Consider the following 23,700-nt stretch of genomic DNA (forward strand, 5'->3'; position numbering starts at 1 on the left):
CTACAGATTGTTCAATTGTTGCTGCATGCTCGCGTAACCTTGCTTCTACAATGGCTTCTATTTCTTCTTGACTCATTGATTTATTCTCAACCTCGGAAGGTTTTTGAGTAGTATTAAATAATTTATCAAAAATACCCTTTAACAATTTTGACACATCACTTTCATCGCTATTTTCATTTATTAACTATGTAAGTAAAATATTCCTTTCACTCTATTATTCTAACAAACATGAAAAAAAACAATACTTTTGTCAGCATTTTGTGGGAAAAATGTCTAAAAGTTGTTATTTTTTATGCCAATATTCCTATTTGTAGTATAATGGAGAAAAATGCAAATTTTGGAGCGGTTATTATGGCAATCACGATTCCTGAATCTATTCGTTCAACAGCTACAGCAGGGGAACGGTTACTTTTTCGGACATTGAAAACTTTTTTACCCGATGATTATATTGTCTACTTCGAACCGGAAATTCAAGGTAAACGTCCTGATTTTGTCATTATTGGACCAGACCTGGGAATAGTTGTATTAGAAGTTAAGGATTACACGAAAAATACTTTATTTCAAATTAACCATGATGAATGGCATATTGTTACGACTTCCGGAGATCAGGCGGTCATCAAAAGCCCGATGAAGCAGGCCAGGGATAATATGTTCCAACTGGTCGATGTATTGAAAAAGGATAAAAATCTCGTTCAATTGGATGGTAAATATAAATTTCAGTTAAAGTTCCCTTACGGCCATGGGGTTGTTTTTACAAGAATGTATTCAAAGGATTTTATCAAAGAAGGGTTATATTCGGTTGTTGAGCCGAATCTTTGTTTAACCAGAGATGAAATTGATCCCGATAAAGAGGAATTTTCCGAAGAAATCTTGATGGAGAAAATCTTGAATATGTTTGTTGTCCCATTCCGACTGAAGGAATCTCTTACACTTGAGGACATTAGTGCGATTCGCTATCATTTATTCCCTGAGGTTCGGATTAGTGCCGAGTTTAAAGCGCCGGTCCCTTATCAGGATCAACTATTATTATCTCTTCATGATATCAAAACAATGGATCTGCATCAGGAGAATTTGGCCAAGCAAATCGGTGATAAGAATCGGTTGATACGGGGAGTGGCGGGGAGCGGCAAAACGATTATTTTGGCAAGTCGAGCAAAGATGTTGTCCAAACAAAATCCTAATTGGAAAATTTTGATCCTTTGCTATAATATTTCACTGGCGAATGCGATTCAGCAAATGATTCATCATATGTTAAATGAGCCCGAGGATCTATTTGATTTTGATCCTAACGGAAAGAATGTTCAGAATCAAAACATCATCGTCCGTAATTTCCATTCATGGTTGAAGAATGATTTAAAAATAAGAGAACAGAAGCTGCCTGAAATCATTGAAAAAATTGAGAAGAAAGAGGCCATTCTTCCAACTTATGATGCGGTGTTAATTGATGAGGGACAGGATTTTGAAGCAGATTGGCTGCGGATTGTCAGCTTACTTATCAACGCGGATACGCAATCACTTTTATTAGTAGAGGATCGGGCCCAGACGATTTATAATCGTAAACGGTCTTACCTTCAGGATACGGGTTTAAGCTTCCAGGGCCGATCAAAGGTTTTATCTATCAATTATCGGAACACCCAACAGATTGTAAAGTTTGCTTGGGATTTCTACCGTAAACATTCCATGTTCAGAAATAAAGTGGTCAATCGTGATCTAGACGGGGAAATCATTGCTCCCCAAAGTACAAAACGAAAAGGACCGGAGCCGGGGATTTTAAAGGCTGCCAATTTCTTTGATGAAATGAGATTAGTTGCTCGGCAAATTAAAAAGCTGCACCAAGAAAGAAAAGTCCCATTTGATGAAATGTTAATCCTATACAGGGTGAAACGGACACATCAATATCCGATTATTGATATTATCAAGCGATCTCTTGCGAATGAAGGATTGCCATTTTATTGGATAACAGAAAATGACGTTTCGAAGCGATCCTTTGAGAAAGAAGACGGTAAAGTGAAGATCAGCACGATTGACAGTAGCAAAGGTCTCGATTTCGGAGCAGTGTTTATCGTCAACGTTGACTCTATGCCATTTCCCTTAGAAGAAAATAAGGAAAGGGAAGTGTCGCTTTTATACATTGGGATGACTAGAGCTAAGGAATTTTTGTGCCTTTCTTACTCAGGAGAATCCCAATTCACCATGTATTTTGATGGGATTGTTCAAGAGAGAAAATCGAAGAATAAGGTGATAGGAAAAGTAAATTAAATAAGCAGTAATATAGGGAGAATGATAAATGAAGATTATTTCCTGGAATTGTCTAAGGGGAACATTGTTTAAGGACAAGCTTAAGAAAATAACTGAACTATCCCCAGATTTGGCTGTGTTACCAGAGTGTCCAGCCCCAAGTACGTTTCAAAATGAAGTGGAAATCAAGGATTCTATTTGGTATGGGGAAGAAAAGGGAATCGGGCTGGGAATTCTTTCTTTTTCTAAAGATTATAAATTATCTATGTTAGTAGATGAGATTAAATATGAATGGGTAGTTCCAATAAAGGTTTCTGGTAAAGAAGATTTTATTTTACTTGCTGTTTGGACCAAAAGAACTCCGGGATATTCATCGTATGGACATATACTTTATTCTGCTTTAAAAGAATACGAACATTTTCTTAAAAATAGCCGAGTTATCATTATTGGTGATTTTAACATTGATAAAAACTTACCTAGAAGTTACTCGGGGATTCAAGGCCGCTTAGGGTTTGAAAGAATAATTGAATTGCTTAATAACTTGGGATAAAAAGCTGCTATCATTACTTTTCTAATGAAGAATTTGGCTCTGAAAACCAACCCACTTACTACCATTATAGGAAAAGTACCCTTCCTTTTCATATTGACTATTGTTTTGCTTCACAAGACATGATTCAAAGGACGAAACACTTTTTTGTTGATAGTAGTGAGGATTGGACAAAGTTAAGTGATCATTTTCCACTTGTATTTGAAATTTAAAGGAATTAGCAGTTAAAGGGGACATTGCTTACATACAAGCAAGAATTACTTGTCATATTGGGTTTTGTCAGTAAGTATATCGAATGCGATTTTTAAGTTAGTTTCATATGAACCACCGCTATGTAGGGAAGTTATGGCACATCCAACCTACGATACTACCACCGAGAATGATATTGAGTGAAAAGCTAAGGATCATGGTTAATGAAAAGATAAAGACCCACAGACGAATCGAGTCGATTCTATTTTTAATAATCCTAAACTTCCACAACCATTATTTGATAACTTATCCAACTTATCAGCAGAAATATAAGCTATTTTACGAACTATTTCTAGAATCCTTGACCAGAAACAAAACAATAAATTTTACCCACTTATATAATAAGTGGATTAGCGATTTTGCCATATATTTTTGTCCTATTCAATCGGATCGAAGCCCATCCCCTCGAATAACTCGTATCCTTCAGCACGTATTTCCGCAAGTGTTTTATTCTTTTCTTTTACAACACCATACTCATACGCATTGACCTTGCCGCTTTGTGGGAACTGCTTAGCCCATACGTTTAGCGTTATGATTTTGCCGTTGAATTCGACGTTGTTCCCACTGTGGATTCTCGCGAGGGATTCACTTTCCTTATTTTTGAAGAAAATCTCATCACCCTCGGATACAAGTCCAACTTCCAACATGTTGATGAGTTTCGGGAACCTTTTTCGCGTCCAGCTGGAGTTCCTCCTGGCGGTAGGCCGCTTGTTTTCGTTCGTTAATATTTCTGAGAAGTAATCCTCATCTGTTCCAAGCGGAAGAAGCTTTTTGATTTCTAGAAGGTACTCATCTCCGTTTTCACTTTCAATTAATTGGGGAGCAATTTCAAAGCAAGAAATGTCGAGCCCTTTTGTTAATAACCAGGCAGAGGCCGATAAGACACTCGGATCAAAACTTGATGCGACTAATATAATGCGCTGGTCTGCATTAAAGTTATCAAATGCTTCGTGTTCATGTAGGAACGCAAGTATTTTGGCAATTCCGACTTCCACAGCATTTTCTGCTTTAATGTTTTCGTTCTGGATTAAATAATCGGCATACACTTTATTAACAATTTCCTCGACACTGTTGATTTTAGCAAAGGAGGCGGCATAACGAATGGCCTGAGATTCGAAGTTATCCTTTCGAGTCTTCATGTCCTCCTCATCCCGTTTGATTTCTATGACGACCACGTTCCCATTGCTGTCGATTCCGACTGTCGGTCCGCTTATTGGCATTGTTGCGAACCTGTTTGCCGATGATTTTGAGTTCGAAATCTTCTTCTTGAGTTAAGACTTCAATATTTTCCTGAAGGAACTCTTCCAAGGCGGTTTCAACAAGACCAAGACTCTTATATGTAATTTGGAGATCTCGTGGGTGTTTTTCTTTAATTTCTTTTTACTTGGCGAACTGCTATCAATTTGTATCTTGACCAGCATCCGAATTCCTCCCATTTACATTTCTTATTACATTATAACTTCCTTACCTTATGATTTAGTAGATATCCGATTGGTTGGCCGGTTTTGTTGTTAGATTATTGATGCTGTTTAAAAATTAATTAATAGGATTTACTTAACTTATAAAACAATATTTTTTACCATTGTAATTAAAAAACATCCCTCACAGTAATTTCATTTAACCTTAGTCAAGATATTATTATTGAGAATTATGATTTATTGCCACATAGAGGAAGGCAATAAAGGCTTGTCCTTTTTTACAATTATTCTTCTCTGAGTTCTCCACGCAAAGGAAAACTTCTAACTATCGTAAATCCATGAAATTCTTCCTCCCTTTCTAATCCAACTCGTAATCAGAATTCGAGATTTCTCTCATCCAAATTATGAATTTCTAGAAAATTCAATATTATCTTATTATTAAGAAGTAAGTAAAGCTAGTAATAAGAGGAGGTATTGCATTGAAAATACTAATCTATTAACTTAACAATCATGCCTCTTAAGCCGGGGGACATTTTTCACACACGCAGGGGAAGTCAGAAAGTGAATAAGGATGGGACAGAACAGTCGGTATTCGCTTATTAAAAAGCAGGATGCAGAATTCTATCAGCTGCTCCATAAAGTTTTTTAAAAAATACGTAAAAGGGGAAGGGATTTTGTCCTTTTAAAAGGATAATTTTGAAACCGTTATCATTTAAAGTAAAAAGGGGTGCTCTATGAAATCCATTAACGTCAACGAACAAATTGACAAAGCGAAATTTAATCCGTTCTTCTTTACCGTTTTCCTTTGCGGTCTATTCATCATCATTTTTGATGGATACGATTTGAACATTTTTGGCGTGGTGATGCCGGTTTTAATGAAGGATACCGGTATGAATCCAACCCAATCCGGCTTGCTTGTAAGTTACGGCTTGTACGGCATGATTTTCGGCTCGATTTTTTTCGGCTGGCTAGCCGATAAAATCGGAAGAAAGAATGTCATTATGTTATGCGTCGCCATTTATTGTATCTTTACCGGAATTGCTGGAACCGGTCATTCTCTTGTAACCTTTGCGATCTGCCGCGTGATCGGAGGGATGGCACTAGCCGTTGTGACGCCGAACGTGCTCGCACTGATTTCGGAATATTCCCCGCTCTCAAGCCGCGCAACTCTAATCGGAATCACCAATATCGGGGTGCCGATCGGGACGATTCTTTGCACCTTGATTGGAATGTCGGTGATGCCTGCACATGGCTGGCGCATCCTGTTTTTCTTTGCCTTTATCCCTATATTCATGGTCGTAATAGCGTATTTTTACCTTCCTGATTCCGTCGATTCTATGGTGAAAAAGGGTGAAAAGAGTAAAATCCAAAAACTTCTGAAGAAAATCAACCCGGCTTTAGCTTTAAATGAAAAGGATGAATACACAGTCAACGAGTTCCACAATACAAGAAAGGGAAGTCTGACGAGTCAGTTAAAGCATGGCTTTGCAAGAAACACGATCATTTTCTGCATTATGTTTTTCATCAATATTTTCCTACTGTTCGGAATCGGCTCTTGGCTTCCGAAATTGATGATGAATCAGGGATATAATCTAGTTTCCGGCTTATCGTTATTATTGACCTTGAACCTCGGATCCTTCCTGTTTGTTCCAATCGGCGGAAAATTGGCAGACAAATTTGGTCATAAGCCAATTCTAGTCAGCTACTTTTTGGTCGCGAGTGTCTTGCTCTACACGCTTAGCTTCAAATGGGATATTGCCATTCTCTCCATCTTGGTCTTTATCATCGGTGGGATGATCAATGGAAACCAATCCTTATTATATGCCTATGTAGGAGTGAATTACCCGCTTAACTTCCGTTTAACAGCACTTGGCGGAATCGTTGGTTTTTAGCACCGATGCTTTTTGCGTGTCTGTAAAATTAAAGGTGGTCGTTGACAGATAATATTCTTTTAATGAGATTGTGGAAGAACAATAAGAAATAAATTAATTTTAAATTTTAATAATAAAATTTAATACAAATAACCGTTGACGAAAATATTTTTATGTGATATAATAAATAATTTATGTATTGATCATCTCTTCTTTAAGTGATAAATTAATCTATGTAATTAGATTTACTATGTTTATAAATTAGGAGGAGATTGAATGAGAATCGATAAAGGCTTGGCCATGTTAGAATTAAAGATCCAGGGTTTTGGATTAAATCCTACATTGATATGGGATGATGATATAGCGGTTTTAGTTGATACTGGTATGCCAGGACAATTGGAACAAATTCGTCTCGCTATGAACGAAGTGGGAGTCCCCTTTGATAAATTGAAAGCTGTCATTCTAACTCATCAGGATTTAGACCATATTGGTTCTCTCCCAGAAATACTAAACCAATCCCATAACCATATAGAAGTTTATGCACATATTCTCGATAAACCATATATTGAAGGAACATTACCTCTTATAAAAACGGATCCTAATCGAATGAGTCATGAACAATGGGCCTCACTGCCAGAACCAATGCAATTTTTATATAGGAATCCTCCGAAAGCAAAGGTAAATAAAATTTTAGAAGGCGGTGATGAACTTTCCTATTGTGGTGGTATTCAAATTATTTTTACACCAGGGCATACTCCAGGTCATATTAGTCTCTATTTAAAGCAGACCAAAACTCTTATTGCAGGTGATGCTATGGTAGTAGCAAATGGTGTTTTACGCCAACCTATCCCACAAACCACATTGGATTTGAAAACTGCCATTTCCTCTCTTCAAAAATTTATAGAGCTTGATTTTGAAAAAGTCATTTGTTATCACGGGGGGCTATGTCATATTAAGGAGAAAAAACAAATTGAAGACTTATTGAATTAATGGTGGGTTTGATTCGTTTCCGGTCCATCCGGACTTAATCAGGTATGGTGATGAAGATAACTAAGATGAAGACAGTATTTTCTGTGAGATGATACACTTCATTATCAAAATGTCCTCATCATTGGTTGCTGAGAGTTTTAAGGTTAGACAAATAAACAGCGCAGGAAATGCCTCTCTGCGCTTATTCCTTTAGTTGGCTGAGTTTTGATAAGAATATCATCAGTTGTTACGATCGTAGCAAATTCCTATTGGTTGCATGGTTAACTCTAGTTCCTGGATCGAGGTTGCGTTGTCTGTAATCTGCTATATTTTGTTCAGCATCGTGATTGTTTCGTTCTCCCCAATAAGGATTATCAAATCCTTTTTGAACGTCAAGGATGAGCAAGGCTGGTAATTCCAACATTTTATTCTAATGATTGTCCTCCATGTTTTTGGTATCTTGTTATTTTTGGGTGAAAATAATTGAATTTAGTCCCAAAAACAGGATAATCCAATATAAAAGTTGTATAATTTTAGTAGGAGATCCCTACACGTGATTTTATATACTCGCTTGCTATTATCTGTTTAAATGTAAATTCAGCTGTATCCGATACGGATATTTCAGCTCCACCCTCCGGCAAAAAATTTCGGTCTATTCGATATTTTCCTAACCTTTCTCCATCTGGCAAATACGTAGGACAGACAATCGTCCATTCGAGGGTTGATTGTTGGAGCATATCGTAAACTTTATGATGTTCTTTCGCTGCACGGGTTGACCTCTGCCTTGATTCACCTGATTGATAACGCAGAGAATTTGGCATCGTTCTACTTTGAAGAATACCCGCCGTTCCTATCGTTATGATTCGTTTTATCCCTTCGTTTTCCATTGCTTCGATTATAAGTGGCATACTATCTGATAGAGTGGTTGTGCCATCCGTATTTAATGCACTAATCACAACATCAATCCCAAGCATGGCACGTACGATATCCTCTTTATTTAAAACATTCCCTTGAAGAATGGTTAAATTTTTATTATTTATTTGAATCTTCTCTGGAGTACGAACTAATACCGTAACCTGATGTCTGTCATGAAGGGCATAAGTAGCTAGTTGTCTTCCAACTCGTCCCGTTGCACCTAAAATTAAAATATTCATATGAAAGAGGCTCCTTTTGTCGTTATTGTATTTTACTATAAAAGTTATTGTATTGTCTTGTTCAACGAAGGAGGTAGCATTCCTATAAGGAAGGAAACTTTTCCCTTTTTCTACGGTAAAAGGAAAACATAATGATGTTTTCTATAACGGGGGCAATTATTCAATAAGTGCTGTCGCTTTCCTTGTTCCGATAGGTGGTTTAGTTGAATAATGACCCCAGCTTCTGAATAATAAAATAGAAGGAAATCCAATAAAACGGGAGTGTTGTACCTTGAATTTACTGGTCACTGGTTCGTCAGGACAACTAGGTTCCACTTTGCTTAAGCAGCTAAACGGTTCTGATTATCAAGTTAAACTAACTTCAAGAAAAAAACCCGAAGGAATCGAACATTTCGAGTGGGTTTATAGCGATTTATTGACTGGTGAAGGCATAGATGAAGCAATTAAAGATGTAGATGTCATCATTCACGCAGCAACTAGTCCGATTAAAAATTCAAAAATCGTCGAGGTTTCAGGTTTTAAGGAGTTTATAGGGAAATTGCATCACATAAAACATTTTATTTATCCGTCCATTGTTGGGATCGATGTAATACCATTTAAATATTATCAACAAAAATATGAAGCAGAAAATTTGTTAAAAAAAGTTCCATTCCCTATACCATTGTCCGTGCCACCCAATTCCATCATTTTGTAGAAAAGATTTTTATATCTAAACCTCTATTTAAAAGATATATTGTCCCAGGAAAAGTTCCATTTCAAAGTGTGGATGTTAGTGAATTTGCCAATCATCTAATCGGTTTAGTGGAAAGAGATCCACAAGGAAGAGCGGATGATTTTGCTGGTCCAGATATTATGACTTTAAGAGAAATGGCTGAACTGAAAATCAATCTAAATAATGAACCAAATAAAGTTGTAAGCATTTCTTTACCAGGAAAACTGTACAAATCTTTCTCTGATGGGAAAAATACTAATCCTCTACGAAAAATGGGGAACATTTCATTCGAGGAATATTTACTTAATAAGACCATTTGAAGATATGGTAAGGGCAGGTTGCGAGGCAACCTTTTTTTATTCCCTTAAAATTTGTGAATCAATTCACTTAACTTTAAAGGCAATTGGAAAAGAATACAGCGGTCATTTTTTCTTGTTGAACTTACGTGCAGTTTAGTAAAAGAAGTTTGGAAAATAAATAAAACCTCATTGGGATTTGATTATTATGGATAATATTCCATTAAAATTGGGAAGATAATTTGGATATGTAATAGGCTAGTTAGCTTTTATCATACATTTTAATTGTCTCTACCTTGAGATAGATCCAAAAGGGGGAGACTAGCTAAAAAGAAAAGTTACTAAAATGAAACTTATTACCGATGCATTCAAAGAAGGAGATTATCGTGATGCAAAAGGTGATTTATTCTGTACATATGTATATTCTACTCATCCTGTCTACGGGATTTATGGTCCATGTATTGCTGCATCCAGTTGTTTTAACTTCATCCCACCGGGACGCATGGGTATCTGTCATCGGGAGCTTTGTCCCTTTTATCATATGGACGATCCTTATTTTTTTTCTATACAAAAAATACGAACAAAAAAACATTTTTACTTTAATCTTTTCATTACCTCCATGGATCTCATATGGCATCAGTATGATATTTGGTATTTATTTTTTTCTGACTGCGTTTATCTCTTTCAAATATACAATCTACTGGGCTAATGCGAATTACACGTTTAACATCCCCAATTTTATGATCGCGCTTTTATTCGCTTTTCTTTGCTATTATGCTACACATAAAGGAATTGGTGTCATTGGTGCAATCGGATTTTTCTTATTGCCTTTTGTTGTGATTTTTGGTTTATTAGTGGGAATTGGAAATATGAAAAATAAGGATCACAGCATGCTTTTTCCCATTTTTGAGCATGGGTATCGACATTTCCTTCACGGAATGATGTATACATGTGCTGCTCTTTTCGAAACCATCTATTTTCTTTTCCTTACGCCTTATTTGAAGAACAGAATCAACATGAAAATGTTCCTGATGGTTGCAATCATGATCTTCCTTTTAACGCTTGGCCCATTGATTGGAGGCATAACTGAATTTGGCGCCGAGGAGGCAGAAAAGATGAAAGTTCTTGCATATGAACAGTGGAAGCTATTAACACTTGGCACCCATATTACCCGTCTTGATTTTTTGTCAATCTACCAGTGGTTCTCTGGAGCCTTCATACGGGTATGTCTAAGCATGTTCCTCGTTAACCAGCTGTTTTTTCGCAAAAAGAATCGCTGGTTTCTGCCTTTTCTTTATGCCCTGCTGACGATTAGCGTGGTCATCCCATGGGATTTCGAGTCCTTTTATTCGTTTCTATATTCGATCTATTTCCCGGCTAGCCTAATATTTCTGCTATTTTCTTTTGGACTATTGCTCCTTTTGAGCCGAATCAAAGGTGATGTTCATGAATAAGAAGGAACTAACGACATCCGGACTAAAAGAGTGGTTTAAGAGCTCATCTGATATTGTCCTCATCACAAAATCCTATCAAGGGACCGGTTCTTTCCATTCTCTGACCTTTTTGTATTGCCCGAATATTGTCAATACAACGATGATAAACGAATCCATTCTTCCTAAAATAACGGAGGTAATGGAGAAGGAACATAGGTTTACGATGGAACGTTTAAACAGCTTCCTGGGAATCTCTGAACTAAAAGAAGAGGCAGATATCAAAAATGAAATGGAGAAAAAGCTTTTTTCCGGGGAATTGGTCATTTTTAATGAGAATTCAAAGGATGTCTATTTCATTTCGGTCTCCAATCCGCCAAAGAGGAGTCCGGAAGAATCCAGTTTGGAGACTTCGGTAAGAGGACCAAGAGACGGCTTCGTGGAAAACATCTCTGATAACATGGCCTTAATCCGTCAGCGATTAAAAACGTCTTCTCTAAAAAGTATCGAGTATACCATCGGAGAAAGAAGTAAAACGAAAATTTTATTGCTTTTTATCGAGGATATCCTTAATCCTTCCATTTTGGAGGAAGTACAAAAACGGCTGGGATCCTTTAAAATAGATGTTTTAAACAGCAGCAATCAATTAGAGGAAATGCTATATGACCGGACCTATTCCATTTTTCCGTTAATGGATTACATTGGCAGACCAGATTTTGTCGTGGATTCCTTGAATCAAGGGAGATTTGCCATCTTAGTGGAGGGAAGCCCTAGCTGCTTGCTTGGTCCGACAAGCGTAAATCAATTGTCGCATTCTCCGGAGGATTCGAACAATAGCTTTTTTTATATCAGCTTTGTCCGAATCTTAAGAATCCTGGCCTTATTCACCACAGTGTTTTTACCGGGATTTTTCGTTGCTTTAGTCACGTTCCAAACGGAACAACTGCCTTACACTTTGCTTGCAACCATTTCCATGTCAAGAGTCGGGCTTCCTTTAGCAAGTCCAATGGAAGAATTTATTATGCTTACCTTGTTTGAACTGTTTAAAGAAGCGGGGCTTAGGCTCCCAAAAGCGGTCGGGCAAACCGTTGCTGTTTTAGGTGGATTGATTATCGGAGATGCAGCGATCCGAGCTGGATTAACGTCCCCAGCCATGCTGGTAATCATATCGATCACCGTGATTTCAGGTTATACATTGGTGAACCAAAATATCGGAGGAAATATCGTCATTCTTCGGTATTTTGTCCTATTCCTGTCATCTATCTTTGGTTTGTTTGGATTTTTTATATCCTTTTTTACCATTGTCACGTTAGTTTTTTCACTTGAAAGTTTCGGCCAACCCTATGTTCCTCACTTTTTTAATCCTAATTTGCCTGAAATCTTAAGAGCCTATCTAAGGTTTCCCTATAAGCAATTAAAAAAACGCAATCAGGCCTATCAGCCTGAAGATAGTACAAGGCAAAAGGAGTAGTTTTTATGAGGAAGCTAAGGATTTTTATGATTTTAATTACTCTGTCCCTGCTTGTGACAGGTTGTTTTGGGGCAAAAAGATTGGAAGGGGAAGTCTATATTACCGCCCTAGGGTTTGATTATAAAAATGGGAAATTCGAAGTATTTTCTCAAGGGTTGAATTTTGGGAACATTGCTAAACAGGAAGGAGCCAATATAGAAGATTTTCCCATATTGATCGGGGAAGCGAAGGATGAAAGCCTCCTATCAGCATACGGTGAATTAGAACAAACTACCGCTATGCCATTGAGTTTGGGACATGTACAGGCAATCATTTTAAGCGAAAGGATCATAAAAGAAAAAAAAATGGCGGATGTGCTCGATATCATGGGGCAATCCCCAAATTTTCGGTATAATCTATTCGTTTTTGGCACAAAAGAGAATATAAAGGAATTGTTACAAACTCAAAGCTTTTTTAATTATTCACAAGTGTATTCGATCATCCATGGACCGGAACCCTTGATCCAACAAAACTATTCACTACCCATTCTTAAATACCATCAATTTACTACTCGTTATTATCGACCGATTGGAACCATTATGATCCCGTCTTTATCCATTAATAAAGATCAATTTTCAGAAGGAAAACAAAAACAGATTGCTACTGTCAATGGAGAATACATCATGTCTCAGCAGCAGTACAAAGGCTGGTTAAATAAAGAGGACCTTAGTGGAATCAGGTGGTTCTCTAAAGGCATCCAGGGATTTTCTGTCCGGGTTGGAACGAAAAAGGTATCGGTAAAAATAAAAAATCCCAAAACCAAAATTGTGGTTTTAAAAGGGAACCAACCCTCTTATCGGATTGCGATAAAAGGACAGGCTGCCTTGTTCCAAAATTCCGATAACAACACAAACGGGGAATTGCAAAGCGTACTAAACAAAAAAATTAAGAAAGATATTCTTACAACCCTAGAAAAAGGCGACAAATTGAATACCGATGTCTTGAATATCAGTGAAAAGTCTTATAAATATCATTTAAATGATTGGGATATCGGTGCGATTAGAGGATTTAATCTGGATGCTGTAAAGGATATAAAGGTGGAAATTAAGATCATAGAATCGGGAAAATACAAATAATGAACGACAATCAATCTACATCATCGGTTGTATCAATTTAAAAGTCTCATAAACAAAACGTGTCATAATAATTCTAACGGGGGTTCCCTGTGAGAGACGAAAGTGAAAAGAACCATCATCATCGTGTATTTTCCTGTAAGTAGAAAGGCATCGGTTTTTTAGGACCGATGCTTTTCCAATTTGTTTATAAAATGTTTCCTATCCATTAGGTCATTATTCTAGTTTTATTATAGATTGAAAGTAGTATTTAAAAGATGAAGATTAATAGTCTTTCTATAACGGGTGCGATCTTTCAATAAGTGCAGTCGCTTTCCTTGTTCCGATAGGTGGTTTAGTTGAATAATGACCTCAGCTTCTGAATATTAAAATAGAAGGAAATCCAATAAAACCGGGAGTGTTGTACCTTGAATTTACTGATCACTGGTTCGTCAGGACAACTAGGTTCCACTTTGATTAAGCAGCTAGGCGGTTCTGATCATCAAGTTAAAGTAACTTCAAGAAGAAAACCCGAAGGAATCGAACATTTCGAGTGGGTTTATAGCGATTTATTGACTGGTGAAGGCATAGAAGAAGCAATTAAAGATGTAGATGTAATCATTCACGCAGCAACTAGTCCGATTAAAAATTCAAAATTCATGGAGGTTTCAGGTTTTAAGGAGTTTATAGGGAAATTGCATCACATCAAACATTTTATTTATCCGTCCATTGTTGGGATCGATGAAATACCATTTAAATATTATCAACAAAAATATGAAGCAGAGAATTTGTTAAAAAATAGTTCCATTCCTCATACCATTGTCCGTGCCACCCAATTCCACCATTTTGTAGAAAAGATTTTCATATCTAAACCTTTATTCAAAAGATATATTATCCCAGGAAACGTTCCATTTCAGAGTGTGGATGTTAGTGATTTTGCAAATCATCTAATTGGTTTAGTGGAAAAAGATCCACAAGGAAGAGCGGATGATTTTGCTGGTCCAGCTATTATGACTTTAAGAGAAATGGCTGAACTGAAAATCGGCATAAATAATGAACCAAATAAAGTTTTAAGCATTTCTTTACCAGGAAAACTGTACAAATCTTTCTCTGATGGGAAAAATACTAATCCTATCCGAAAAATGGGGAACATTACATTCGAGGAATATCTACTTATTAAGATGGTTTAAAGATATTGTAAGGGGAGGTTATCTGGGAGGTGTAGGCATGGCCTTATCTGAAAATGACCATAAGCTAGATGATACCAGAAAACCAGCAACATCTAAGACTAGTTGGGTCAATAAGGTTTTTTATAGGGAAATTGATTGGGGGAATTTAAAAAGGGAGCAAGCGTTAGTAAAGGAAAATCTCTTGGAAAATGTTCCTTTGCCAGTTATTCAAGGAACACCTGCTAGTTCTCCTGTTTGGGATTTAAGTAAATATGCTTTTTTGCTAAATGAACAAACACCTGATACGGTTCATCCGAAGCTATGGGAACAAGCCAAATTAAACCTTCATACAGGATTATATAGAATCACAGACAATATTTATCAGATAAGAGGATTTGACATCGCCAATATTAGCTTTATCAAGGGGAGGTCGGGGTGGATTGTCATTGATTGTTTAACTAGTAAGGAAACCGCACAAGCTGCCCTCCAATTCATGCAGTCGTATGCAGGTGATTTTTCAATCAGTGCGATCATTATCACCCATTCACATGCGGATCATTACGGCGGCATTTCAGGTATTTTAGAAAACGTAAGCGTAGAATCCGTAAAGGTGTATGCTCCAGAGGGTTTTATGAGGGCCGTGATTGAAGAGAATATTACTGCAGGGGTCGCTATGAATAGACGTGGTATATATATGTTCGGGCTGCACCTGCCAACTGATGCTAAAGGACAGATCGATGATGGTCTCGGTAAAACGATATCCACTGGAAAAGTGACGTTGAGTGGTCATATCGAAGAAATTTCTCCAGCTAGTCCATTACCCTATGTAGAAAAGATTATTGATGGGGTTCCTTTCCAATTTCAACTTACTCCAGATACAGAAGCTCCTGCAGAAATGAATATTTATATTCCAAGTGAAAAGTCCTTATGTATTGCAGAAAACGCCTCCGTAACGATGCATAATTTATATACATTAAGAGGTGCACAAGTTCGTGATCCTGTGGCTTGGGCATTCTATTTACAAAAAGCCATTGATCTATTTGGTAATGAGGTAAGCAGTATATTTGGTGCCCATAACTGGGCACGTTTTGGTCGCACAACATGTATCCAATACTTAGAAAAACAAAGAGATGTCTATCAATATATCCATGATCAAACATTGCGTTTGATTAATCAGGGGTTTACTTTGGAAGAGGTTGGAAAAATGGTGAAGCTGCCCAGGAGCCTAAGTGACGAATGGTATAACAGTTCATTTTACGGAACAGCCAATCATAATTCTAAGGCGGTCTTTCAAAGATACATGGGTTGGTATAATGGAAATCCAATCGATTTAAATAAGCTCCTCCCAGAGGAATCTGCTAGAAAATACGTGGAATATATGGGGGGAGAGGAAGAGATTCTTGAAAAAGCAAAAAAATCATATCAGAATGGTGAATATCAATGGACAGCAGAAGTACTAAAACATGTGATTGATTCTAATCCTAACCATGTAGAAGCGAAGTTGCTATGTGCTGATGCACTAGAACAATTAGGGTATGTTGCAGAATCAGGGCCATGGAGAAATGAGTATTTGATGGGCTCACAAGAGCTGCGCTTTGGGAAAAGACTTATTCCGATATCGACAAGAACAAAAGAGGTTCTCGATGCCTTACCTCTTCAAAGTATTTTGAATCTATTAAGCATTCGGATTGATGGTCCCTTAGCAGGAGATTTTGATTACAAAATAAACTTTGTGATTCCTGACCGTAATGAAAGGGCGTCAACGGAAATAAAACGTGGAATTTTCAGATATTTGAAGGATGATCTTTTCACAGGTGCAGAGGTAACGGTCACGATGTGGAAAGAAACATTATACAATCTAGTAACAACTAATCATCATACCAATCATTCCATTATTATTATCCAAGGAGATAAACAGATATGGCAATCTTTCTTGGAAGTCATAGATATAATAGACCCTAATTTTAATATTATGACGCCGAGGGATTCAAAGGGGGAAGTATAAAGTGCGCAGGTTCTCCATCATGAGTCCTGCATATTTTTTTTCTTCTAAGAAATACTAACATATCAATACCAATTGAACCCAGGTGATGAAAATGACTGGTAAAAGTGACACTTCAAGTGTTCTAGGTAACAATATAAATGCCATAAAGAAGATCTTGGGGGAGAGTTCTGATTTACAAATAAGGAACATTATCTTGAAGGGTCAAGATAAGAAAGCAGCCATGTTGTTCATTGATGGGATTGTAGACTCGGATGGGATTCAGGAGTACATCATTGAACCATTATTAACATATCAATTTCCCTTTTTTCAATCAGATGAAGAACTGCTATCGTTTATGGAAACAGCGGTTATTCAAACAAAAAATATGACACGAGTAGAAAATATAAATCTTGCTTCAGTTGAGTTACTTACAGGAAAAACGCTGCTCATCGTGGATAAATGCAGCACTTTCCTTTCAACAGATACTACTAAATGGAACGGCCGCAGTATAGAAAGTGCTAAAGGACAGCGTGTTGCAAAAGGTCCTGACCAAGGTTTCAATGAAAATAGGAGTACTAACATCTCTCTTGTCCGAAAAATAATTAAAAATACGAATGTCAGAGTCACGACCAAACAATATGGAACCAATACCCATACAGATATATCTGTGATGTATTTGGAAAACGTGGTGGATAAACAAGTGCTTCAAACCATCTATGACCGCCTTGACCGCCTTCATTTGGATGCTGTCCTGGAAGCAAATTATATCGAGTCGGTGCTAACGAAGGAGTCTATGTCTTTTTTTCCGCTCATGCTCAATACAGATAGACCTGATGTAGTCGCTGCAGAAATACTGGAAGGCAAAATTGCCATCTTTGTAGACGGTTCTCCATATGTACTGATTGCTCCTGCTGTGTTTATTCAATTTTTCCAAACACCTGAGGACTATTATTTTAGTAATACAGGTTTCATTAATACAAGATTAATTCGTTTTTGTTTATATTTCATCTCATTGTATCTTCCAGGCATTTATGTAGCTTTTATGACCTACCATGCAAACCTTTTGCCAGTGAAACTGTTAGTGGGATTTGTTTCACAGCGGGAGCTGGTGCCATTTCCAACGTCATTAGAAATAACTATATTAATTTTTGTGATTATAGCCATAAACGAAAGTTCCACAAGGTTACAGCAAAACATTGCCGTAACCATTTCCATATTTGGAGGAATCATTTTAGGACAGTCCGCCATTGAAGCACAATTAGTTGCACCTGCCAGTTTGGTGATTGTAAGCCTTACCTATATTTTATTAAGTGTTATTCCAATTTACCAATTGCGCATAACAGGAGCAAATATCATTCTTTGCTTTGTTGTTGCAGGTGCATCCCTCGGCTTATATGGTATTGCTCTCTTGTCACTATTATTATTGGTTCATATATGCTCATTGCGAAGCTTTGGAGTGCCCTATTTATCTCCTTTTGCTCCTTTCGTTGCGCATGATCTAAAAGACAGTGCGATTCAGATATCACTAGTGGAAATGACAAATGATGAGTCTCATTTTAAGTCAGAAGAAACGATGGAAGAGACAAATGAAAAGTAATAACAAGGTAAAGCGCAAGCATATGAAGTCAAATATAAATATGGTTTTAGCAATCGGAATCATTTTTTCGATAATCGTAAGCAAACAGGTTCAGGACACGTTGTTAAATAAACTTAGTGTGGTTTCCGCGATCGGGATTGATAAAAGTAAGGGAGGGTATATTGCCAGCCTGCAAATATATAATCCTGCCTCCAATAGCAAAGAAGGAGCATCAGAAACCGGTGCTTACACATACAGTGCAAAGGGAAGAACCATCCCTGAAGCAATGGAGCGTATTGAAAATAAATTAGCACGGCCGATATTCTTAGATAATACAGAGGTAGCAGTAATAGGGGAAGAATTAGCCAAATCTGAAGGCATTTCTTCTATTTCCGATTACTTTATGCGAGAATCCAATTTACCTGCCAATATCAGGTTTGTTATATCCAAGGGAGTATCAGCAAATAAACTGCTTCAGATCTTTACCCCTGTACAAAAAATTTCCGGAAGCAGATTGGAAGAAATGCTAATACGGAAACGACTTTCCTGGGGGAAGTTGTCAGATGTAACCTCTAATCATATAAGGGAAAAGGCGGTTCAGAATCGAACGGAATTGACCATTCCTTATATCAGGATAAATGGTTCTTTTTCTAAAGGAACATCGAAGCAAAATATTGAAAAGGCTACTCCGGAGACAATTCTTTCAATAGATGGATTAGCTGTTTTTCAGGATCAAAAACTCTCGTATTTTCTTTCTTCAGAAGAAAGTAATTTATATGCTTTAACGCATGCCAAAATTAAAAAAACCTCCATTATAACAAAATGCCAACGACAAAAAGGATATGTAACCTGGAAGGAGGTAAGAAGTAAGCCAGTTATTCAAATAAAAGACAAAAAGGGAATTCCCTCCTTTCTTCTCCAGCTTCAATTAACAGGTAAGCTTTCTGATGTTTCGTGTAAGATCGACACTTCCAACACGAAAAACATTGCTTCCTTGCAACATGAGGCAGAACACGACCTTGAACAACAGATTAATCGGTTGATAACCAAAACGCAAAATAAAAAAACCGATATAAATGGTTTCGGTGAAGTCATGTATAGGAAACAGCCAAATAGATGGAACCGGAGCAAAAAAGATTGGAATTCCATCTATTCTACGGTAAAAATTCAGACAGATGTAAGGGTAAAAGTTTTAGATGTGGGAGACATTTCATCGTAATGGCAGATAAGTTTTGAAACAGAAAGGAAGAGATAGATGAATGGTCAAAATAGCATCGATCGAACTATTCACCTTAATGGTCAACTTTTTGCTCGGAAGTGCGATCGTCGTTGGCTGGAACTTTAATACAAAACAAGATATTTGGATCACCATTTTTTTATCATTGGCTATTGGGATAGGATTATTTTATCTCTATATGCTTCTTCATTCTTTGGGAAAATGGAGTAACTTGATTGAGATTTTAGAATTAGGATTTGGAAAATGGCTGTCCAGAATAGTGGGAATCATGTATGGTCTTTACTTTTTATATATTGCAGGTAGAGTGTTAAAGGATTTCTCTTTCTTTATAGGTTCAGTGCTTTTTAACAATGTCTCTTTTTGGATTATTTCATTTACTTTTTTGTTTGTGGTGTCCTATTGTTGTTATCTTGGTATGGAAGCGATAGCAAGAAGTTCTTTACTACTATGTGCTTTCACTGGTGTGATTGTTTTCGTACTCATTATATTAGGATTTATTTCTCCCTATTTTGAAATTAGCCGTCTAACACCCGTTTTCAGAACAAGCTTCAAGCAGGTAAGGTCTGCTGTTTTCCCAACTGGATTAACTTTTCCATATGGTGAACTCATCGTATTTACCATGTTATTTCCGTATGTAGACGATCGAAAGGGCTTACGAAGATACGGCTGGATTTCGATTTGTATCACTGGTGTGCTTCTTTTTTTAGCAGGTGAGATGATACTCGGTTTGTTAGGTTCTGAAACGGTTACTTCTTATATCTTTCCCTTTGTAAAGGCGTTGGAACTAACCAGCTTATTAGAGACTTTACCACATTTAGAGGTTTTGGCGGTCATTATCAATTTAATAGGGGGATTTATTAAAATTTCGGTGTTTATGTACAGTGGTCTCATGATCTTTGAAAATTCGTTTCCAAAGATCAAACGAAATCGGCTACTAGTGATCTCGGCAGCCATAACGTTACTATCGACATTTATTTTGTCTAAAAATATCATTCAACACTTGTTTATTGGATTAAAAATTGTTCCGCTTTATATGCATATTCCCTTTCAACTTCTAATACCTGCCATCTTAGTCTTCATTTTAGCTATAAAAAAATATACCGCCTGAAACATGGGGACGGTTCTCTTGTCTTTTTTCTTGGGATTTTTCGTAAATGATCACTTGAGCTTGATGAGGGTACATTCAATTTATGATTTGTTGGATGTCAAAAGGGAAAGTATTTTCAGCATGCTTTTGAATTCAGTATAGATACCCGCATTTTGTTGGCGGTACCCCGTTAACCAATGTCTAAGCCAAGGGTTTAACATGATTAAATAATGAACAAAAAGAAGAAACACGCTGAAATCTCAGTGTGCTTCTTAATGAATATGTGACATGGTCCTTCTTCTAATACCAATATGATTAATACTGTAAACCCATAATGCATTTAGCAGTAATAAAGCACTTGTAGTGAAGAACACATAATGAATGCCAAAGAATGCTGCCATTTGCCCGCCAAATACAGATCCTCCGAGAGTACCAATATACTGTGCAGATTGATTATACCCAAAAATACGGCCAACAATTTCATCTGGTGCGCTTTTTCGCACAAGGTTGTTAATGGATGGCAATAAACCAGCTGTCGCAAGTCCAAGACAGAAGCGCAGTCCCATGAGTTCCCATGGTGTTTTTACAAATGCTTGAGGAATAAAGATAATTCCTGCAACAATAAGTGCTCCGATCAATATTTTTCTTGAGCCAATCCGGTCAGCAAGCTTACCTAATCGTGGAGCAGCGATTACATTGGCTAAACCAGCAGCAGCTACCACCATTCCAGCTATCATAGATAAATGGGCTGCATGTGGTGATAATTCTTTTACATAAACAGTAATTAATGGCTGAATGGACATATTGGCAATTTGCAAAATTAATGTGCTAGCAAACAATGAAATGAGCAATCTAGTATCAGGAACTCGCTTCCAAACTTGGCTAAAGGCTAACGGTGTTTTATGGACAGGTGTAAATTCTTCTTTTACCAAAAATAGCACGGCAAAGAAGCCGATTAATAATAACACGCTTGTTACAACAAAACAGCTTCGAATTCCAAAGAATTCTGTAATAAATCCCCCCATTAAAGGACCTAGAAGTCCGCCACTGACGGATCCTGTTGAGAGAGTACCGAGTGCCCAGCCTGAATTTTTCTTCGGTGTTTGTGTTGCAACTAAGGTAACCGATGCAGATATGTAACCGGAAACGGCACCCATTAACATCCGTAATGCGAGCAATTCATAGACGTTTTGTACAAATGCCATCATAAAAACGACAATGGCCATTCCAAGGCTTGCACGGAGTAACATTAGTTTTCTGCCTTTTTTATCTGCAAGTTTTCCCCATATAGGCGAAACAATGGCTGAGATTAAAAATGTTGAACCAAAGATTAATCCAGACCATTTTTCAATATCTGAAGTTGCGTGGACTCCTAGCTGTTCTATATATATAGGTAGCATTGGGGATATTTGACTCATCCCAGCGGCCGTCACAAATGAACCGAACCAACAAACAAATAAATTTCTTTTCCAATTCTCCATATAAACACCTTTCTTATTATTTAGAATTTATTTCGACTTCCAAAATAATTGATATGCTTAATCATACTCCAAATAATTGATAACGACTAATATATATATTACTATTTGCTTATAGGTTAAGGACTATCAATAGAGGTGGACAAATGGATTTCTTACAATTAAGGTATTTTCAAACCGTTGCCAATTTTGAACATATGACAAGGGCTGCCAAAGAGCTTACGATTGCACAACCATCACTAAGCCAAACCATATCTCGTTTAGAGGAAGAGCTGGGTTTTTCCCTTTTTGATCGAGAGGGAAGGAATATTAAACTAAATCAATTTGGGAAAATTTTTTTAAAAGGAGTAGATAGGGCTTTTTCTGAATTAGAATCTGCCAAGCTTGAGATGGAGGAACTCGCAGGAGAGAGCAGGAATCAAATTTCACTTTCGGTCATGCATATCCCATTATTGCCGAATATTATTAGTCAATTTCGTAAGACCTATCCATTCGTCAATTTTCAAGTAAGTATGCATGCTCCTTTGCGACTTGTGGATCAATTGGAAAAAGGGGAAATCGATTTATGTGTTACTTACTTTCCTATTGAGAAAGAAGGAATCAGCTGGATTAATCTTATGGAGGATGAGGTATTCATCGTCGTCCCGGATACCCATCATTTGGCTGGGAGAGAGAGCATTCAGTTAAAGGAAGTGGCAGATGAACAATTTATTCACAGAGAGCCGACAAATCCCTTCAGAATGCTAACAGATGGTTTTTGTGAAAAAGCAGGATTCACACCGAAAATCGCCTTTGAACTCGAAGAACCGGGATCCATTCATAACTATGTAGAAGAGGGATTGGGTATATCCTTTTTAACCGAACATACCCTTCGCTATTCACACTATGAAAAAATTGTTCCATTGCACATTGAACAGCCTGTCTGTACAAGAACGATCGGAATGGCATGGAAAACGGAGCGGTATACTTCAAAGGTCGTTCGGGAATTCCGGGAATTTATGATTGGGTATTTTAAGGAATTAAGCTAAATGAAGCATGGGTATTAAACACTGTAACTCCTTATTCAAATCAATCATATATATTGAAAAAAAGGTAAAACAACTTTACACTAATGTTATAGTAAAAACATGAATTTGAAAGGAGGGATTAAAGTGGAGGCGATTACTAAAGTTGAAACATTTAATCAAGTGATTTCGGAAACTCAACCAGTTATCGTTAAGTTTTTTGCTGGTTGGTGCCCGGATTGCACGCGGATGAACATGTTCATTGATGAAGTGATTAAGGATTATCCTCAATATGCATGGTACGAAATCAATCGTGATGATTTTCCGGAGTTGGCTGAAAAATATTCTGTCATGGGTATCCCGAGTTTACTTATCTTCCAAAACGGAGAAAAACTTGCTCATTTGCATAGTGCGAATGCGAAATCTCCAGAACAAGTTAGAGAGTTTTTGGACGAACAGAATCAAAAATAACATCGAAACGACCAGAACGCTCTGGTCGTTTTTGTATTTTAAGAAAAGGCTCTGTTATTATTCATTGGTGATTTTTGTGTAGATATGAGGATTCTCATAGGCGGAGAATTTTCGGCTAATGCATAAAGAGGAAGCTTAAGAAGCAGATATAAGCGGAGCTATTCCGATTAACTGCTCTATATAAGACAAAATCCAAAGATTTGGATAATCTAAACGGAAAAAAAAACTTCCTTTATTTTTAAGGGAAA

The 23,700-nt window shown here is 37.1% G+C and carries 19 protein-coding genes; 16 read left to right on the forward strand and 3 right to left on the reverse strand.

Annotated features, from left to right (window positions below; genetic code table 11):
- The first annotated feature begins 351 nt into the window (after window positions 1-351).
- Entirely contained in the window at window positions 352-2,259 is a 1,908-nt protein-coding gene (locus V7266_RS07065; RefSeq protein ID WP_335467012.1) for a 3'-5' exonuclease, read from the forward strand.
- A gap of 28 nt (window positions 2,260-2,287) precedes the next feature.
- Window positions 2,288-2,788 (forward strand): endonuclease/exonuclease/phosphatase family protein, encoded by a 501-nt coding sequence (locus V7266_RS07070; protein WP_335467014.1) that lies wholly within the window; start codon window positions 2,288-2,290, stop codon window positions 2,786-2,788.
- Between the two features lie 623 nt (window positions 2,789-3,411).
- Here V7266_RS07070 and V7266_RS07075 read toward each other — a convergent pair.
- Entirely contained in the window at window positions 3,412-4,254 is an 843-nt protein-coding gene (locus V7266_RS07075; RefSeq protein ID WP_335467016.1) for a hypothetical protein, read from the reverse strand.
- A 932-nt stretch (window positions 4,255-5,186) separates the two neighbouring features.
- On the opposite strand from V7266_RS07075, the gene V7266_RS07080 reads away from it, so the two are divergent.
- Window positions 5,187-6,344 (forward strand): MFS transporter, encoded by a 1,158-nt coding sequence (locus V7266_RS07080; protein ID WP_335467017.1) that lies wholly within the window; start codon window positions 5,187-5,189, stop codon window positions 6,342-6,344.
- Between the two features lie 255 nt (window positions 6,345-6,599).
- Window positions 6,600-7,313 carry an MBL fold metallo-hydrolase gene (locus V7266_RS07085; protein ID WP_335467019.1) on the forward strand — a complete coding sequence of 238 codons (714 nt, stop codon included), beginning with the start codon at window positions 6,600-6,602 and terminating at the stop codon, window positions 7,311-7,313.
- Between the two features lie 512 nt (window positions 7,314-7,825).
- Here the strand turns inward: V7266_RS07085 and V7266_RS07095 are convergent.
- Window positions 7,826-8,446 carry an NAD(P)-dependent oxidoreductase gene (locus V7266_RS07095; RefSeq protein ID WP_335467021.1) on the reverse strand — a complete coding sequence of 207 codons (621 nt, stop codon included), beginning with the start codon at window positions 8,444-8,446 and terminating at the stop codon, window positions 7,826-7,828.
- A 271-nt stretch (window positions 8,447-8,717) separates the two neighbouring features.
- Here V7266_RS07095 and V7266_RS07100 point away from each other — a divergent pair, with 271 nt between their 5' ends.
- The 10 genes from V7266_RS07100 (at window position 8,718) to V7266_RS07145 (ending at window position 20,520) form a co-directional block, all read left to right on the forward strand.
- A complete protein-coding gene (locus V7266_RS07100) occupies window positions 8,718-9,140 on the forward strand; it encodes an SDR family oxidoreductase (RefSeq protein WP_335467023.1) in 423 nt (140 codons plus the stop codon).
- 68 nt (window positions 9,141-9,208) lie between these two features.
- Complete coding sequence (locus tag V7266_RS07105) at window positions 9,209-9,478, forward strand: hypothetical protein (protein ID WP_335467025.1); 270 nt, start codon at window positions 9,209-9,211, stop codon at window positions 9,476-9,478.
- 365 nt (window positions 9,479-9,843) lie between these two features.
- A complete protein-coding gene (locus tag V7266_RS07110) occupies window positions 9,844-10,908 on the forward strand; it encodes an endospore germination permease (RefSeq protein ID WP_335467027.1) in 1,065 nt (354 codons plus the stop codon).
- Window positions 10,901-12,355: a spore germination protein gene (locus V7266_RS07115; RefSeq protein ID WP_335467029.1), complete on the forward strand. Its 1,455-nt coding sequence runs from the start codon at window positions 10,901-10,903 to the stop codon at window positions 12,353-12,355. The genes V7266_RS07110 and V7266_RS07115 overlap by 8 nt, the downstream gene beginning before the upstream one ends.
- A gap of 5 nt (window positions 12,356-12,360) precedes the next feature.
- On the forward strand, window positions 12,361-13,470 hold the full coding sequence (locus V7266_RS07120) for a Ger(x)C family spore germination protein (RefSeq protein ID WP_335467031.1): 1,110 nt from the start codon (window positions 12,361-12,363) through the stop codon (window positions 13,468-13,470).
- 404 nt (window positions 13,471-13,874) lie between these two features.
- Complete coding sequence (locus V7266_RS07125) at window positions 13,875-14,636, forward strand: SDR family oxidoreductase (RefSeq protein ID WP_335467032.1); 762 nt, start codon at window positions 13,875-13,877, stop codon at window positions 14,634-14,636.
- Between the two features lie 37 nt (window positions 14,637-14,673).
- Complete coding sequence (locus tag V7266_RS07130) at window positions 14,674-16,620, forward strand: alkyl/aryl-sulfatase (RefSeq protein ID WP_335467033.1); 1,947 nt, start codon at window positions 14,674-14,676, stop codon at window positions 16,618-16,620.
- 91 nt (window positions 16,621-16,711) lie between these two features.
- Entirely contained in the window at window positions 16,712-18,196 is a 1,485-nt protein-coding gene (locus V7266_RS07135; RefSeq protein WP_335467035.1) for a spore germination protein, read from the forward strand.
- A complete protein-coding gene (locus V7266_RS07140; protein ID WP_335467037.1) occupies window positions 18,186-19,394 on the forward strand; it encodes a Ger(x)C family spore germination protein in 1,209 nt (402 codons plus the stop codon). The genes V7266_RS07135 and V7266_RS07140 overlap by 11 nt, the downstream gene beginning before the upstream one ends.
- Window positions 19,395-19,434: 40 nt before the next feature.
- Window positions 19,435-20,520: a GerAB/ArcD/ProY family transporter gene (locus V7266_RS07145; RefSeq protein WP_335467039.1), complete on the forward strand. Its 1,086-nt coding sequence runs from the start codon at window positions 19,435-19,437 to the stop codon at window positions 20,518-20,520.
- Between the two features lie 251 nt (window positions 20,521-20,771).
- On the opposite strand, the gene V7266_RS07150 is transcribed toward V7266_RS07145, so the two are convergent.
- Window positions 20,772-21,980, reverse strand: a complete 1,209-nt coding sequence (locus tag V7266_RS07150) for a multidrug efflux MFS transporter (RefSeq protein WP_335467040.1) — start codon at window positions 21,978-21,980, stop codon at window positions 20,772-20,774.
- A gap of 143 nt (window positions 21,981-22,123) precedes the next feature.
- On the opposite strand from V7266_RS07150, the gene V7266_RS07155 reads away from it, so the two are divergent.
- Both V7266_RS07155 and V7266_RS07160 read left to right on the forward strand, forming a co-directional pair.
- The gene (locus V7266_RS07155; RefSeq protein ID WP_335467041.1) at window positions 22,124-23,005 is read left to right on the forward strand and encodes a LysR family transcriptional regulator; all 882 of its coding nucleotides are present in this window, start codon (window positions 22,124-22,126) and stop codon (window positions 23,003-23,005) included.
- Between the two features lie 99 nt (window positions 23,006-23,104).
- Window positions 23,105-23,452 (forward strand): thioredoxin family protein, encoded by a 348-nt coding sequence (locus V7266_RS07160; protein ID WP_420491345.1) that lies wholly within the window; start codon window positions 23,105-23,107, stop codon window positions 23,450-23,452.
- The last annotated feature ends 248 nt before the right edge of the window (window positions 23,453-23,700 follow it).

It is taken from the genome of Neobacillus drentensis, assembly GCF_036965645.1.
In the GTDB taxonomy this organism is placed as follows: Bacteria; Bacillota; Bacilli; order Bacillales; family Cytobacillaceae; genus Neobacillus; species Neobacillus drentensis_D.

Coding starts and splice junctions, on each gene's coding strand:
- V7266_RS07135 (WP_335467035.1), top strand. CDS start 16,712: ATGACTGGTAAAAGTGACACTTCAAGTGTTCTAGGTAACAATATAAAT.
- V7266_RS07075 (WP_335467016.1), bottom strand. CDS start 4,254: ATGCCAATAAGCGGACCGACAGTCGGAATCGACAGCAATGGGAACGTG.
- V7266_RS07120 (WP_335467031.1), top strand. CDS start 12,361: ATGAGGAAGCTAAGGATTTTTATGATTTTAATTACTCTGTCCCTGCTT.
- V7266_RS07145 (WP_335467039.1), top strand. CDS start 19,435: ATGGTCAAAATAGCATCGATCGAACTATTCACCTTAATGGTCAACTTT.
- V7266_RS07085 (WP_335467019.1), top strand. CDS start 6,600: ATGAGAATCGATAAAGGCTTGGCCATGTTAGAATTAAAGATCCAGGGT.
- V7266_RS07115 (WP_335467029.1), top strand. CDS start 10,901: ATGAATAAGAAGGAACTAACGACATCCGGACTAAAAGAGTGGTTTAAG.
- V7266_RS07070 (WP_335467014.1), top strand. CDS start 2,288: ATGAAGATTATTTCCTGGAATTGTCTAAGGGGAACATTGTTTAAGGAC.
- V7266_RS07140 (WP_335467037.1), top strand. CDS start 18,186: ATGAAAAGTAATAACAAGGTAAAGCGCAAGCATATGAAGTCAAATATA.
- V7266_RS07095 (WP_335467021.1), bottom strand. CDS start 8,446: ATGAATATTTTAATTTTAGGTGCAACGGGACGAGTTGGAAGACAACTA.
- V7266_RS07065 (WP_335467012.1), top strand. CDS start 352: ATGGCAATCACGATTCCTGAATCTATTCGTTCAACAGCTACAGCAGGG.
- V7266_RS07130 (WP_335467033.1), top strand. CDS start 14,674: ATGGCCTTATCTGAAAATGACCATAAGCTAGATGATACCAGAAAACCA.
- V7266_RS07110 (WP_335467027.1), top strand. CDS start 9,844: ATGCAAAAGGTGATTTATTCTGTACATATGTATATTCTACTCATCCTG.
- V7266_RS07080 (WP_335467017.1), top strand. CDS start 5,187: ATGAAATCCATTAACGTCAACGAACAAATTGACAAAGCGAAATTTAAT.
- V7266_RS07160 (WP_420491345.1), top strand. CDS start 23,105: ATGAATTTGAAAGGAGGGATTAAAGTGGAGGCGATTACTAAAGTTGAA.
- V7266_RS07150 (WP_335467040.1), bottom strand. CDS start 21,980: ATGGAGAATTGGAAAAGAAATTTATTTGTTTGTTGGTTCGGTTCATTT.
- V7266_RS07155 (WP_335467041.1), top strand. CDS start 22,124: ATGGATTTCTTACAATTAAGGTATTTTCAAACCGTTGCCAATTTTGAA.